Consider the following 15,385-nt stretch of genomic DNA (forward strand, 5'->3'; position numbering starts at 1 on the left):
TTCGAAAATCCCTTATGTATCTAAAAGCATTTTTTAAACTTGAATTTTAAAACACTAAACAACACATACGTCTCTGTGTCATTTTCATTTTTTGTATGTCATATATATGTTTACTTCATTTAAATCAATTTCATCTTATAATTTATCGTGTATTTTACAAAAGATTGACTTCAATTCATCGTAAAAGTTATACTTTTGCCATTTTTTAATGTAACATGGTGTTAGTAATAAAAATAATACATTGAGGTGTTTTACATGACAGCATTATTCCCTTATATCGCTTTTGAAAATTCAAAAGAAGCCCTTGCATATTACGAAGAAGTATTTGGTGCAACTGACGTTAAACGTTTAGAAGTTGGCGAAGAACAAGCGTCACATTTTGGTATGACTAAGGAAGAAGCGCAAGAAGCAACTATGCATGCTGAATTTGAAGTGCTTGGCGTAAAAGTGTTATGTTCTGATTCTTTTGGTCGCGCTGACAAAATTAATAATGGCATATCATTATTAATTGATTATGATGTTAACAATAAGGAAGATGCTGATAAAGTTGAAGCATTCTATGAGCAAATTAAAGATCATTCTTCAATTGAAATAGAATTACCGTTTGCTGACCAATTCTGGGGTGGCAAAATGGGCGTCTTTACCGATAAATACGGTGTTCGTTGGATGTTACATGGTCAAGACTATACTGCAATCCAACAATAATGTTATTGATAAAGATATCATTTAATAAGCTTATGTTATTTAGCAAGGCAAGCCACTCTCGATTCATGGCTTGCCTTATTTTATTGTATATTTTTAATTATCGTTGCTGGCCCTTGATTGACAATCGTATTAAAATGCCTTATTAAGTCAACTTTGTCTATACGGTTTGGATCTTCTACCCAATGTCTTATAAAAGACAATCCCGCACCTGAAACATAACTCATGAAATAAGAAAATGGTATACCATTAATTTGATCATTTTCATTTTTATAACGTTGTAAATGACACATAATTAAATCATAAAGTTTTTCGTGGATATTTGAATCTTTACCCATACGAAACATCAATTGATAAAATGCGATGTCTTTTTCTATCATTTCTATTAAAACGGTCATAATTTGATGTATGTTATCCGTGGATAACTTAACTGCTCCATTTAACTTCTCATCATGAATGAAGTCTCTTATTTCCTCCAACTGCTGGTCCTCTAATTTTTCAAGCAAATCATACTTATCATAATAATGCGTATAAAATGTACTACGGTTAACATCAGCTAAATCTGCAATTTGTTGCACAGTAATCTCTTCTAATTGGTGTTGATGTAAAAGTTCAATAAATGCATTTCTCATTGCAACTTGTGATTTTCTAATACGTCGATCTATAGTCATTTATATCAAGTCCTCCCCAATGATTATAAACGTTATGTTCATTATCCCACAAATCTCCAACATTGATGATTGGCACACAATGTTTACCTGTTTAATATAGGTGATACAAACAAACAGAAAAAGGTGATAACAATGAACCAACATTTACTAGGAAATCCAAAATTAACTGTAACTCATGTCAATGAAGTTAAAGCCGGTATTAACCACATCGTTGTCGACAGTGTTCAATATGGAAATCAAGAAATGATTATGGAAAAAGATGTCACTGTGGAAATGCGCGATGGCGAAAAATTATATATTAATATTTTCAGACCAAATAAAGATGGCAAATTCCCTGTAGTTATGTCTGCAGATACTTACGGTAAAGATAATAAGCCTAAAATCACAAATATGGGTGCCCTTTGGCCAACATTAGGTACCATTCCGACATCTAGTTTTACACCTGAAGAATCACCAGACCCAGGATTTTGGGTGCCAAATGATTATGTTGTAGTTAAAGTTGCATTACGCGGTAGTGACAAATCCAAAGGCGTCTTATCTCCATGGTCAAAAAGAGAAGCGGAAGATTATTACGAAGTGATTGAATGGGCAGCAAATCAGTCATGGAGTAATGGAAATATCGGGACAAATGGTGTTTCTTATCTTGCGGTGACTCAATGGTGGGTCGCATCATTAAATCCACCACATTTAAAAGCAATGATTCCTTGGGAAGGCTTAAATGATATGTATAGAGAAGTAGCCTTTCACGGAGGTATACCAGATACTGGCTTTTATCGTTTCTGGACTCAAGGTATTTTTGCGAGATGGACAGATAATCCAAATATCGAAGATTTGATTCAAGCACAACAAGAACATCCTCTGTTCGATGATTTTTGGAAACAGCGTCAAGTGCCATTATCACAAATTAAAACACCTCTACTAACATGTGCTAGTTGGTCTACACAAGGTTTGCACAACCGTGGCTCTTTTGAAGGATTTAAACAAGCTGCATCTGAAGAAAAATGGCTATATGTGCATGGACGTAAAGAGTGGGAAAGTTACTACGCTAGAGAAAATCTCGAACGCCAAAAATCATTCTTTGATTTTTACCTTAAAGAAGAAAATAACGATTGGAAAGATACGCCTCATGTCATTTATGAAGTTAGAGATCAATTTTATAAAGGCGAATTCAAATCAGCGTCAGCGTTCCCTTTACCTAACGCAGAATATACACCATTGTATTTGAATGCTGAAAATCACACATTGAATCATGCAAAGATTAGTAGCGCGCATGTCGCACAATATGACTCTGAAGATAAACAACAAGATGTAAGTTTTAAATATACGTTTGACAAAGATACTGAGTTAGTTGGAAACATGAACTTAAAACTATGGGTAAGCACTAAAGACTCAGATGATATGGATTTATTTGCAGGTATTAAAAAGTTAGATCGTCGTGGTAATGAAGTTAACTTCCCTGATTTTAATCATATTGAAAATGGTCAAGTAGCTACTGGTTGGTTACGCGTATCACATCGTGAATTAGATCAAGAAAAATCCTCAATCGCGCAACCTTGGCATAAACATGAAACAGAATTAAAGTTGTCACAAGATGAGATTGTACCTGTTGAAATCGAATTGTTACCTTCAGGCACGCTATTTAAACAAGGCGAAACATTGGAAGTTGTTGTAAAGGGTAGTGAAATTGTAATTGGTAATAGTACTCCTGGCATGAAAACACGTTATGAACATGAAGAAACCGTAAATAAAGGCATGCACATGATTTATACTGGTGGTAAATATGATTCACAATTAATCATTCCTATCGTTAATTGATATGCAGCAATTACGGTCGCTTTTGATTAAAAGTGACATAGTGATAGGACTGTATAACAAGAGAAAGCCACACGCTTGGAATCTTAAACCAAGGTGTGGCCCTTTTTATTATTGATGGCTATTTAATTTTATAACACTATCGTATTTTCTTTTTCATGAATCATTTCAATAATGACATTATCTTCATTCATTACTGCTACTTTAGGTGCATGGTTTTTAATTTCTTCTTCATTCAACTGTGCATAAGTCATGATTATGACTACATCGCCTACTTCAACAAGTCTTGACGCTGCACCGTTTAAACAAATTTTACCACTACCTCTTTCACCAGCTATTACGTATGTTTCAAAACGTGCACCATTATTATTATTCACGATGGCTACTTTTTCATTTGGCAAGATGTCTACCGCTTCCAATATATCTGAATCAATCGTAATGCTACCTACATAATTTAAATTTGACTCAGTCACTCTTGCTCTATGAATTTTAGCATTCATCATTGTTCTTATCACTTTATTCAGCTCCAATTATTATATTATCTATTAAACGCGCTTTTGAAAATTTAACAGCTAACGAGATAAATATGCGTCCAGTTATTTCGTGTTGTTCTACTAATTGAGGATAACTATAAACAGCAACTTCTTCAATGCGTTCACTTATATGTGATTCAAGATATTCAGTAACCCTGTCTATAATTACTTTACTTTGACGTTCACCGTCTTGATACAACGCTTGTGCTAATAGCAAACTTTTACTTAAATGTACCGCTTCTTGTCGTTCTTGCTCCGTTAAATAAACATTTCTTGAACTTTTCGCCAAACCATCTGCTTCTCGAACGATATCAATACCAATAATTTCAACGGCATGATTGAAGTCTTTTACCATTTGCTCGACAATAGCCAATTGCTGGGCATCTTTTTTACCAAAATAAGCATAATCCGGCATAACAATATTAAATAGCTTATTAACTACTGTTACCACCCCATCAAAATGCCCTGGACGCTTCGCTCCTTCTAACACATCAGCTAATGGGCCTACTTTGACATCAATACCTAATTCACCTGGATACATATCTTCTACTGCAGGATGAAAAACAATGTCCGCTCCTACTTCTGATACTAATTCTAAATCTTTATCAATTTGTCTCGGATAAGCATCGAAATCTTCGTTTGGACCAAATTGTAATGGATTAACAAATACACTCACAATTGTAATATCATTTGTACTAACTGATTCGCGTACCATCGTTAAATGTCCATCATGTAAGGCACCCATTGTTGGGATAAAACCAATCGTTGTGCCTGAGCGTTTGGCTGCTTTAACAATGTGTTGCATCTCTTTTACCGTAGTAATCAGCTTAGTCATTGTTATTAACCTCATTCATAATTTTCTTTTTATACGTATATTCTTCTGATGGAAATGCACCAGATTTAACTTCTTGATCGTATTGTTTTAAACCATCCACACCAACACTAAAATCAGCAAATTGCTTCACAAATTTCGCTTTATGTTCAACACCATAATTTAACATATCGTGATAAACCAATACTTGACCATCTGTACCTTTTCCTGCACCAATACCAATGACTGGAATTGTTAAGTGCTTGCTAATTTCTTCTGCTAAATCATTTGGAATTGCTTCAAGTACTAACGCAACTGCACCAGCTTGTTCTACATTTTTCGCGTCTAAAATAAGTTGCTCCGCTGCTTCTTTCGTTGCACCTTGTAATTTATACCCCATAACGCCAACACTTTGAGGTGTTAATCCTAAATGTGCAACAACAGGAATACCAATTGCCGTTGCTTTTTCAATAAATGGTGTAATATGCGCTCCTTCTGCTTTAATTGCATTTGCATTCGTCTCCTGATAAAGCTTTAGAGCATGATTTAAGTCTTGTGTCATAGAGATGCCTACTGCACCAATCGGCATATCAACAACTACAAATGTATTTGGTGCGCCTCTTCTTACTGCACGACCGTGATGAATCATATCTGCTAACGTCACTTGTACGGTACTTTCATAACCTAATACAGTCATACCAAGTGAATCCCCAACAAGAATCATATCAATACCCGCTGCTTCCACTTGTTTAGCACTTGGAAAATCATAAGCTGTTACCATAGAAATTTTAGTTTGCTTTTGTTTCATATCTATTAATTGACTTACTGTTTTCAATGTTATTCAACCTCTTTTTGCAGTATTATTAGAAATAGTATAATGAATCTTTTATAGAAAGGAAAGAAGAAGATGTTATCAGTTGCGATTATCGGCCCAGGCGCTGTCGGTACAACTATTGCCTATGAATTACAACAATCATTGCCTCATACAACGCTTATCGGGAGACACGCCAAAACAATAACATATTATACTGTACCACATGCACCTGCACAAGATATTGTTGTGAAAGGTTATGAAGATGTCACAAACACATTTGATGTTATTATTATTGCAGTCAAAACACATCAACTTGATGCAGTTATTCCTCATTTAACTCATCTTGCACATGAGGACACGCTCATCATTTTAGCCCAAAATGGTTATGGTCAACTCGAACATATTTCATTTAAAAACGTATGCCAAGCAGTTGTCTATATAAGTGGTCAAAAGAAAGGCGATGTTGTTACGCACTTCAGAGATTATCAATTACGTATACAAGATAATGCATTAACTCGACAATTTAGAGATTTGGTCCAAGACAGTCAAATCGACATTGTATTAGAAGCAAATATTCAACAAGCTATTTGGTATAAATTGTTAGTTAACTTGGGCATTAATTCTATCACAGCACTCGGTAGACAGACCGTTGCAATCATGCATAATCCTGAAATACGTACACTGTGTAGACAGCTATTACTAGATGGTTGTCGTGTTGCACAGGCAGAGGAGTTAAACTTTTCAGAACAAACTGTCGATACTATTATGACTATATATCAAGGTTATCCCGACGAAATGGGAACGAGCATGTATTACGACATTGCGCATCAGCAACCTCTTGAAGTCGAAGCGATTCAAGGCTTTATTTATCGACGTGCACGTGAACACATTCTTGACACCCCATATCTTGATACTATTTATAGCTTTTTACGCGCGTATCAACAAAATATGTAAGCACATATATAATATAAAAAGACCTTAACGATGCATTTAGAACCACCTGTTCCTAATATCGCTAAGGTCTTTTAATTATATTAGACTATTCAGCTTCTCTAATTTCTTCTGCCACATCTTTATAGTCTATTTTCGCTTTAACAAACGTCTCGTTATTTACCGGGAAATGTTGTTGGAATGTTTCAAAGTTTTGTATCTCAACGACAACGTCATCCACTTCAAAGTCAAGAACATGTCCACCATAAGCTCTTTCATCATCCGCAAAATGTATATGAAAACCAGCAGACCCTACGCCATGAAATAATTCTGGTGTAAAAAATCCAACAATGGCACCACGAATATCTTGTCTTTTTTCCTCAGGTTGTCTGCGTGCTGAATCAATCAAACGTGTATATGGCGGTTGCTGAGCAGGCATCATTCGTACATGCATATGTTTAAATGTGCCATAAATTTTAACAGCCGAAAATAAATTCTCACTTAACATTTCATTTTTAATTTGTGCAAATACATCATCTTGTGATAATTGTTGCAATGGAAATGTCTTACTCGCTTTAAAATTAGTAATCGATGCATACGGTACTTTCTCATCGCCTTTTAATTCTATAAATTCTTTATGCTCGTTAGCATGATATGCCTTTCCGTCTAAAAATATTACTTCGCCATCAGACCCTGTTAACGTTGCAATCCCTAAATTCCCATGTTCTAACAATTCATTAATTGTAGCTGTGCCTTCTAGTAAGCCAGCCATTAACGTACCTAATGTACCATGTTGATACAAGACATTCGTCATTCCAAAACCATCTCCCTATAGTTATTCCTCGTTGTCATGCTCTACTTCGTGATTAATGCAGAACTACTTTCCTTTATACTCAATGACGCCTCAACATTTTTATTCATGTCACTAAATTTTCACGAGTCATAATACTTTATTCAATTATTATTTTACGCAAAAGTATTGCCTCTATCAATGCTTGCTAAAAAAATGGACCTATCAGTGCCACGTGTTACTGCAACACTAATAGATCCTCTTACCATTAATATATTTCTAATTAATACTTAAAATAGGCTTAGTCTTCTAATAAATATTTAATTGAATCAAATGTATCTTCTAATGTTTTAACAGATTTATCGAACAACGCTTGTTCTTCGGCACTTAATGGCATTTCATAAATTTTAACTGCGCCATGTTGGTTAACTAATGTTGGTACACCTAGGTAAACGCCTTTGTGACCACCATATTGACCATCTAATTGTATAGAAACATTTAAGACATTATTTTCATTATTTAAAATGGCTTTTGAAATGCGCATCAATGCTAATGCAATACCATAGTATGTTGACCCTTTAGCTTGGATAATTTCATAAGCAGCGTCACGTGTATTCACATAAATTTCTTCCGCTTTAGCTTCGCTACCAGTTTGTTCTTTTAATGTGTCATATACTGAAATACCTGCTACATTTGCTTGTGACCAAACTGCAAGTTCAGTATCACCATGCTCGCCAATAATACTAGCGTCAACACTTGAAGGTGCAACACCAAGTTCTTGGCTAATTAAATATTGTAAACGTGCACTGTCCAATACAGTACCTGAACCGATAACACGCTCTGCTGGTAATCCAGTATATTCTTTTACAAATCTTGTTAAAATGTCTACAGGGTTTGCCGCGATTAAGAAATATCCATCAAAGCCACTATCCATAACACTCTTAACGATGCTCTTCATAATCTTAGTATTTTTTTCAACTAATTGTAAACGTGTTTCACCTGGCTTTTGAGGTGCACCAGCTGTAATAACAACTAAATCTGCATCTTTACAGTCTTCGTATTCACCTGCTTTCACATCAACTGGTGAAGGACTGTGGACTGTACCATGGTTTAAATCTTGAACATCTGCTTTTACTTTGTCTTTTGCAATGTCAATAATTACAAATTCATCAGCAACACCTTGCGTAACCATTGCAAAGGCATAGCTTGATCCTACAGATCCATCTCCGATTAATACAACCTTTTTACCAAATGTTTTCATAATTATGTCTCCTAACCTAATTGAATTTATTTTACACGTGACTACACGTAAAAATATCTATACTGAAATTAAAGATTAACAATTTTATTTTATTATAATATTATGCTACCAAATTACAAACATAAAACTGAGATGTAAGCGGAGTCAAATTACACTCTATCGCCAATAAATATTGATATCTCAAGCTTTAGCACGTAATTTGAAATTTGTGACAATTTTTAGCATTCTAAAATTGCGTAACGACGCTATTTAAAGGCTTTAACAAACTATTGAGCTTTCTATTTTTTTCATTTTAAAAAGGATGGCTATTCGACTTAAATGACTTACTATATAACCTCCTATTTTCCGCCTTACCCTCATCATATTTGATGCATCATTTTATAGTCAAAGAATTACATTTCATACAAACTAGCCAATCAGACATAAACATGAAATTGATTTTAAAAATATAATGTGCAAAATTGTTAGAAAATTAGCAAAAAATAGTACTTATTCATTTAATATCTGTTATAATCAGTTTTATCATTTAAAAAATCTATGGATGTTATCAAGACAAGTCATTAATACGTAACATAAAGTTGTGATTTTTCAGAATTTTTAGACAAAATATTGATTATTTGTGCTATGATATAACATATTAAAAAACACCGTATAGAATTGTTTATGAATGTTTGGGAGGAAAGTTTATGGGAAGTTTTTTCAATAAAATAGCACGAAAAGAGGATCCGGCTATCTATCAAAATAAAGATGGTCATTTAAAGCGTACACTTCGGGTGCGTGATTTCTTAGCTTTAGGTGTAGGAACAATTGTATCGACATCTATCTTTACGCTACCTGGCATTGTTGCTGCAGAACATGCAGGACCGGCCGTTGCGTTATCATTCTTACTCGCTGCTATTGTTGCTGGTTTAGTTGCATTTACTTATGCAGAAATGGCTGCCGCTATGCCATTTGCAGGTTCAGCCTATTCTTGGGTCAATGTATTATTTGGTGAATTTTTTGGATGGGTTGCCGGTTGGGCTCTATTAGCTGAATATTTTATCGCCGTAGCCTTTGTTGCATCAGGATTCTCAGCGAATTTACGCGGACTTGTGAAACCAATTGGCATCGAATTACCTGCAGCATTATCAAATCCATTTGGTACAAATGGCGGTTTTATCGATATTATTGCTGCTATCGTTATTTTATTAACTGCATTATTACTATCACGTGGTATGTCGGAAGCAGCTCGTATGGAAAATATTTTAGTTATTTTAAAAGTATTAGCTATTATTTTATTTGTCATCGTAGGTTTAACAGCAATAAATGTTAGTAACTATGTGCCATTTATTCCAGAACACAAAGTAACTGCTACAGGTGACTTTGGTGGATGGCAAGGCATATATGCTGGTGTTTCAATGATTTTCTTAGCGTATATCGGTTTCGATTCTATCGCAGCAAACTCAGCAGAAGCACTTGATCCTCAAAAGACAATGCCTAGAGGTATTCTTGGTTCTTTAAGCGTTGCTATCGTATTATTTATTGCTGTAGCACTTGTGTTAGTTGGTATGTTCCATTACTCACAATACGCAAACAATGCTGAACCTGTTGGTTGGGCTTTACGTCAAAGTGGTCATGGTGTTGTAGCAGCTATTGTTCAAGCTATCTCTGTTATCGGTATGTTTACAGCATTAATTGGTATGATGTTAGCAGGCTCACGTTTACTTTATTCATTTGGACGTGACGGCTTATTACCTTCATGGTTAAGCCACTTAAACGACAAACATTTACCTAATCGCGCACTAGTTATACTTACTATTATTGGTGTTTTAATTGGTTCTATGTTCCCATTCGCATTTTTAGCACAATTAATTTCAGCAGGTACACTTGTTGCATTTATGTTCGTTTCATTAGCAATGTATCGTTTGAGAAAGCGTGAAGGTAAAGATCTACCAATTCCTGCATTTAAATTACCTTTATATCCTGTGTTACCAGCAATTACATTTGTTTTAGTATTGCTAGTATTCTGGGGATTAGGATTCGAAGCGAAATTATACACTTTAATTTGGTTTATTGTTGGTATCATCCTATATTTAAGTTATGGACTTAGACATTCTAAGAAAAATGACGTAGCTGAATACCACCCACCAAAATAAAAAATAAAAAAAATCATTTCCCATCTGATTAACATCCAGATGTGGAAATGATTTTTTATTTTATATTAAGATAATCGCTATTACCAACCTTGTCCAGATATGTCATATTGATCTAAGTTACCTGCTTCCAAAGCAGTCAGTGCATCTTCTATAGTGTTTAACGCCGTGTCTAATTGCTCATATGTTATTACCAATGGCGGTTGGAATCGCAACACATTTCCTGCTACAGCTATAATAACTACGCCATGCTCAAAGCAGTAATTACAAATTTTAAGTGCCGCACTGGCATCACGTGTTTTGAGTTTTTTGTCGGAAACAATATCAATACCAATGCTCAGACCTTTACCTCTAACATCGCCTACACTATTGTATTTAGATACCCATTGATCCATTCGTTTCCTAACATATTCCCCTTTTTCCGCACTAGCCTGAAGAAGCGACTGATCTTCAATCATTTGAATTGTGGCTAATGCAGCTTCACAACTAACTGGATTAGCACCTGTTGTAAATAAATGTGCTGGTGCTTCTAAACAATTCATAATCTCTTTGCGTCCAACAATTGCTGACATAGGCATACCACCTGCTAAGGATTTTCCGAAAGTGATTAAATCAGGCGTAAAATTAAAATGCGAGACTGAACTCCATGTACCTGTTCTCCCAAAACCTTGTTGAATATCATCGACAGCGATTAAAATACCATGTTCACGACAAATCTTTTCTAACGCTTCAAAATACCCTGGAACTGGTTCTAAAAGTCCACCATCGCCTTGTATCGTTTCAATAACAATACATGCTACTTCGTCAGCAGGTACATACTTCGCAAACATTTCTTTTAAGGGTGCTAAATATTCTTCTACTGAATTAGCTTGTGGCTGCTCGTACATACCACGATATTTATCTGGAAACGGAATATGATAAAAACCATTCAATAACGGACCATAATGTTTGCGCATATTTAAACTAATAGCTGACATAGACAATGAGCCAAAAGTTGAACCATGATATGCATTAGTGAAACTAATGATATAAGGACGCCCTGTATATGCTCTGGCAAATTTAATGATGCCATCATTTGCGTCTGATCCGGTTAATCCGAAGGTCACTCTTTTTTCAAAATCTCCAGGTGCAATCTCACAAAGCTTCTTAGCTAAACGTACCAACGGTTCATGATACATATATGCTGGTGTATAATGAATAAATTTATCAACTTGTGCCTTTATCGCTTCTGTTACTTCTCTAGGTGCATGACCTACGTTTTGAGAACTCGCACTCGATAACAAATCGATATATGTCTTCCCCTCAATATCAACCAATGTTGCTCCATATCCATGATCAATCACTAACGGATAATATTTAATACGTCCTGATTTCGCAAAATAATGTTCATCCTCTTGAATTAATTGATGTGCTTTACTCATATACATTCCCCTCCCATTGACAGTATTAATGTGCAAGCAAAGTGGCCTCTCTTAAATCGATTATAAAATCCGATTTAAAATCCTGCTCAAATACCGTCATGCCTCTATGAATACTATCCAATATACTAATAAAATTCAGATTTGTAAATATATTCTGATAATTAAGAATTTTATATCAATCTACTTTGTTTATGCGCATAATTTTGTTCGATTAGGGAATTGTTTACTATATTCCATTTGACTCTGAGGTGATACGAATGCGTTTAAAAGTATTGTTCCATTTCATTGCTGCTATTTTCATATCATTCATGTTGCTATGGATGACCATGTTGTTTGACTTAATAAGCAATCAATCACATTTAAAAGCTTTATTATTGAATTTAGATTTTCTAATTCCTTCTGACAATACACCATATATTCTAGAAATAATATGTCACTTACTAATTGGTAGCGTCATTTATTTTGTATTTGTGTTGCTGTTTCATACTTCTAAAAGGCTTTACTATCTATGTTATATCCCTTTATTTTTCTTATTTATAGCATTGTATCCCTTTTTAGTATTTATTGCGCAACGTCCAATTTTTCAATTTAGTGTGACAGAATTAATCGGTTGGATTATTACACATATTTTCTTTATGTCATTAATGGCGTTAGTCATACCTAGAATAAAATAATATTTTTAATTAAACTGACAATTATTTTTCACATTTTATACACTTTTCAAGGTTTATGACTTGAGAAATGTTCTCATTTTTATCATACTGGAGGTGTATTGAAAAGTTAAGGAGTGGAAAGTATGAATAAAGAGCAATTAGAAAAAATGAAAAATGGAAAAGGCTTTATTGCCGCATTAGACCAAAGTGGTGGTAGTACACCAAAAGCACTTAAAGAATATGGTGTAAACGAAGATCAATATAGCAATGAAGACGAAATGTTCCAACTTGTTCACGATATGCGTACACGTGTGGTAACTTCACCTTCATTCTCACCAGATAAAATTTTGGGTGCTATTCTTTTCGAACAAACAATGGATCGCGAAGTAGAAAGCAAATACACTGCAGATTACTTAGCTGATAAAGGTGTTGTTCCGTTCTTAAAAGTAGACAAAGGTCTTGCTGAAGAGCAAAATGGTGTTCAATTAATGAAACCAATCGACAACTTAGACAATTTATTAGACCGTGCAAACGAACGTCACATTTTTGGTACAAAAATGCGTTCTAACATTTTAGAATTAAATGAGCAAGGTATCAAAGACGTTGTTGAACAACAATTTGAAGTTGCTAAACAAATTATTGCTAAAGGTTTAGTTCCAATTATCGAACCAGAAGTTAATATTAATGCAAAAGACAAAGCTGAAATTGAAAAAGTATTAAAAGCTGAACTTAAAAAAGGTTTAGATAGCTTAAATGCTGATCAATTAGTAATGTTGAAATTAACAATTCCTACTGAACCAAACTTATACAAAGAGTTAGCTGAACATCCTAATGTTGTTCGTGTCGTTGTATTATCAGGTGGTTACAGCAGAGAAAAAGCAAATGAATTACTTAAAGATAACGCTGAACTTATCGCAAGTTTCTCACGTGCATTAGCTAGTGATTTAAGAGCTGATCAATCTAAAGAAGAATTCGATAAAGCTTTAGGTGATGCTGTAGAATCAATCTACGACGCATCTGTAAACAAAAACTAATTTATACATTAAACTATTTTTTGATATAAACTACTAAAAAGGACTCATACATGTGCTTTAAAGGCATTGTGTATGAGTCTTTTTTGATTAAAGTTGATTTTGCCGTATGTATTAGATTACGTAAAAAAATCGGACAGCTGAAAAATCTTTAAGATTTCTCAGTTGTCCGATTTTAAATATAGCTATTAGAATTTAGTTTTCGTAGTAACCTAATTCTAAGTCTTTTGAAGTTTGTTTACGGATTTTTCTCATTAATTTTTCGTCTTCAATTAATGATTCACCGTATGATGGAATCATTTTCTTAATTTTAGGTGCCCATTCAGTTTTGTATTCAGGGAAGTTACGTTCTAATACTTCTAACGCAACTGAAACTGAAGTTGAAGCCCCTGGTGATTCACCTAATAATGCAATTACAGTGTGGTCTTGTGAGTTAACCACTTCTGTACCGAATTGGATGAATCCTTTACCGTGTTCAGGTGTATCTTTGATAACTTGTACACGTTTACCAGCAGTGTATAATTGCCAATCTTCATTACGTGCTTCTGGATAGAAAGTACGTAAGTGGTTCATACAACCTTCTTTTGTCATAATTACTTGGTCAAATGAGTATTTAATTAAAGGTAAGTTTTTAACTGCTGCTGCTAATAAAGTTGTAATGTTGTATGTTTTAACAGACTTGAATAAATCTAAGTTAGAACCATTTTTCAAGAATTTAGGTCCAACATTAGCAAATGGTCCAAATAATAATGTTCTTTGACCATCAATGTAACGCGTATCTAAATGAGGTACAGTCATTGGTGGTGTACCAGGTGGCTCTTTACCATAAACTTTGGCATCGTGTTGTTCAATAACTTGTGGGTTTGTACAAGCTAAGAATTGACCACTGATAGGGAATCCACCCAAATGTTTACTTTCAGGGATACCTGTTTTTTGTAATAATGGAATTGCTCCACCGCCAGCACCGATGAATACGTAGTCAGTTACTTGTTTGAATTTCTCACCAGTTAGGCGATTTTTAACAGTAACTTCCCATTGACCATTTGATAATTGTTCAAAATCAACAACTTCATGGTTAAATTGCACTGTAGCATTTGGATGTGCTTCAATGCTTTTAGCCATTTTACGTGTTAATTCACCGAAGTTTACATCTGTACCTTCGTCAATTTTACTTGCCGCCATGATACCAGGGTTATCTTCACGGCCTTTCATCATCAATGGAATCCATTTTTTCATTACTTCGATGTCTTCAGTATATTCGATATTATCGAACATAGGGAAAGCTTTCATCGCTTCGTAACGATCTTTTAAGAATTTAACATTGTTTTTACCTCTAACATAACTGATGTGTGGTAATGGATTGATAAATTCTCTTGGGTTCTCGATGCTACCGCTTTTCACTAAGTGACCCCAGAATTGTTTTGAAATCTCAAACTCTTCGTTAATCACTTTCGCTTTTTCGATGTCGATAGAACCATCAGGTTGTAAAACTGTGTAGTTCAACTCACATAATGCTGCATGACCCGTACCAGCATTATTTCTTTCGTTTGAACTTTCGATTGCAGGACGATCCAAGCGTTCGTAAACGTGGATATTCCAGTCTGGCTCAATTTCTTTTAACATTGAACCAAATGTTGTGCTAAGTACACCGGCTCCAATTAAAACGATGTCTTTACTATTAGACTTAGCCATTGGTTTCACCTCTCCAAAAATTGTAAATGTGTATCATCAATATGAAAGTTACATAAAACTGACATATTTCTTTAAAATATCAACGCCATTGATAACTTCCTGTTTTAATTGATACGCTGTAACAAAATACTA

15 protein-coding genes are annotated in these 15,385 nt (G+C 34.6%); 6 read left to right on the top strand and 9 right to left on the bottom strand.

All coding sequences use genetic code 11. From position 1 onward, the window contains the following. Positions 1-255: 255 nt before the first annotated feature. A complete protein-coding gene (locus tag JG553_RS10230) occupies positions 256-705 on the top strand; it encodes a VOC family protein (RefSeq protein WP_000125708.1) in 450 nt (149 codons plus the stop codon). Between the two features lie 80 nt (positions 706-785). Here JG553_RS10230 and JG553_RS10235 read toward each other — a convergent pair whose 3' ends face one another. Both JG553_RS10235 and JG553_RS10240 read right to left on the bottom strand, forming a co-directional pair. Next, positions 786-1,373 (bottom strand): TetR/AcrR family transcriptional regulator, encoded by a 588-nt coding sequence (locus tag JG553_RS10235; protein WP_000151112.1) that lies wholly within the window; start codon positions 1,371-1,373, stop codon positions 786-788. Beyond that, positions 1,351-1,449, bottom strand: a complete 99-nt coding sequence (locus JG553_RS10240) for a hypothetical protein (protein WP_001790599.1) — start codon at positions 1,447-1,449, stop codon at positions 1,351-1,353. The genes JG553_RS10235 and JG553_RS10240 overlap by 23 nt, the downstream gene beginning before the upstream one ends. A gap of 56 nt (positions 1,450-1,505) precedes the next feature. On the opposite strand from JG553_RS10240, the gene JG553_RS10245 reads away from it, so the two are divergent. Next, entirely contained in the window at positions 1,506-3,188 is a 1,683-nt protein-coding gene (locus JG553_RS10245; protein ID WP_001071591.1) for a CocE/NonD family hydrolase, read from the top strand. A gap of 128 nt (positions 3,189-3,316) precedes the next feature. Here the strand turns inward: JG553_RS10245 and panD are convergent, their stop codons facing one another. Genes panD through panB form a run of 3 tightly spaced genes read right to left on the bottom strand, consistent with a single transcriptional unit; the run spans position 3,317 to position 5,364 of the window. Then, the gene (gene panD, locus JG553_RS10250) at positions 3,317-3,700 is read right to left on the bottom strand and encodes an aspartate 1-decarboxylase (protein WP_000621532.1); all 384 of its coding nucleotides are present in this window, start codon (positions 3,698-3,700) and stop codon (positions 3,317-3,319) included. 1 nt (position 3,701) lies between these two features. Then, positions 3,702-4,553, bottom strand: a complete 852-nt coding sequence (panC, locus tag JG553_RS10255) for a pantoate--beta-alanine ligase (RefSeq protein WP_000163734.1) — start codon at positions 4,551-4,553, stop codon at positions 3,702-3,704. Then, positions 4,546-5,364: a 3-methyl-2-oxobutanoate hydroxymethyltransferase gene (panB, locus tag JG553_RS10260; RefSeq protein WP_000860047.1), complete on the bottom strand. Its 819-nt coding sequence runs from the start codon at positions 5,362-5,364 to the stop codon at positions 4,546-4,548. The genes panC and panB overlap by 8 nt, the downstream gene beginning before the upstream one ends. Before the next feature lie 72 nt (positions 5,365-5,436). Between panB and JG553_RS10265 the strand changes: the two genes are divergently transcribed. Beyond that, a complete protein-coding gene (locus tag JG553_RS10265; RefSeq protein ID WP_000953565.1) occupies positions 5,437-6,297 on the top strand; it encodes an oxidoreductase in 861 nt (286 codons plus the stop codon). Positions 6,298-6,382: 85 nt separating this feature from the next. Here the strand turns inward: JG553_RS10265 and budA are convergent, their stop codons facing one another. Both budA and JG553_RS10275 read right to left on the bottom strand, forming a co-directional pair. After that, positions 6,383-7,087 (bottom strand): acetolactate decarboxylase, encoded by a 705-nt coding sequence (gene budA, locus JG553_RS10270; RefSeq protein ID WP_000186117.1) that lies wholly within the window; start codon positions 7,085-7,087, stop codon positions 6,383-6,385. A 277-nt stretch (positions 7,088-7,364) separates the two neighbouring features. Then, a complete protein-coding gene (locus tag JG553_RS10275; RefSeq protein WP_000846637.1) occupies positions 7,365-8,324 on the bottom strand; it encodes an L-lactate dehydrogenase in 960 nt (319 codons plus the stop codon). A 686-nt stretch (positions 8,325-9,010) separates the two neighbouring features. On the opposite strand from JG553_RS10275, the gene JG553_RS10280 reads away from it, so the two are divergent. After that, complete coding sequence (locus JG553_RS10280) at positions 9,011-10,459, top strand: APC family permease (protein ID WP_000534425.1); 1,449 nt, start codon at positions 9,011-9,013, stop codon at positions 10,457-10,459. An 80-nt stretch (positions 10,460-10,539) separates the two neighbouring features. On the opposite strand, the gene JG553_RS10285 is transcribed toward JG553_RS10280, so the two are convergent. Then, positions 10,540-11,877: an aspartate aminotransferase family protein gene (locus JG553_RS10285; protein WP_000030057.1), complete on the bottom strand. Its 1,338-nt coding sequence runs from the start codon at positions 11,875-11,877 to the stop codon at positions 10,540-10,542. Between the two features lie 257 nt (positions 11,878-12,134). On the opposite strand from JG553_RS10285, the gene JG553_RS10290 reads away from it, so the two are divergent. Both JG553_RS10290 and JG553_RS10295 read left to right on the top strand, forming a co-directional pair. Further along, positions 12,135-12,551 (top strand): hypothetical protein, encoded by a 417-nt coding sequence (locus JG553_RS10290; RefSeq protein ID WP_001237629.1) that lies wholly within the window; start codon positions 12,135-12,137, stop codon positions 12,549-12,551. Positions 12,552-12,673: 122 nt separating this feature from the next. Further along, positions 12,674-13,564, top strand: coding sequence for a fructose bisphosphate aldolase (locus JG553_RS10295; protein WP_001031413.1), 891 nt, complete (start codon positions 12,674-12,676; stop codon positions 13,562-13,564). A 192-nt stretch (positions 13,565-13,756) separates the two neighbouring features. Here JG553_RS10295 and lqo read toward each other — a convergent pair whose 3' ends face one another. After that, positions 13,757-15,253, bottom strand: a complete 1,497-nt coding sequence (lqo, locus tag JG553_RS10300) for an L-lactate dehydrogenase (quinone) (protein ID WP_001130051.1) — start codon at positions 15,251-15,253, stop codon at positions 13,757-13,759. Positions 15,254-15,385 lie beyond the last annotated feature (132 nt).

Origin of the sequence: Staphylococcus sp. T93 (assembly GCF_016743875.1) — a bacterium.
GTDB classification, from domain to species: Bacteria; Bacillota; Bacilli; order Staphylococcales; family Staphylococcaceae; genus Staphylococcus; species Staphylococcus aureus.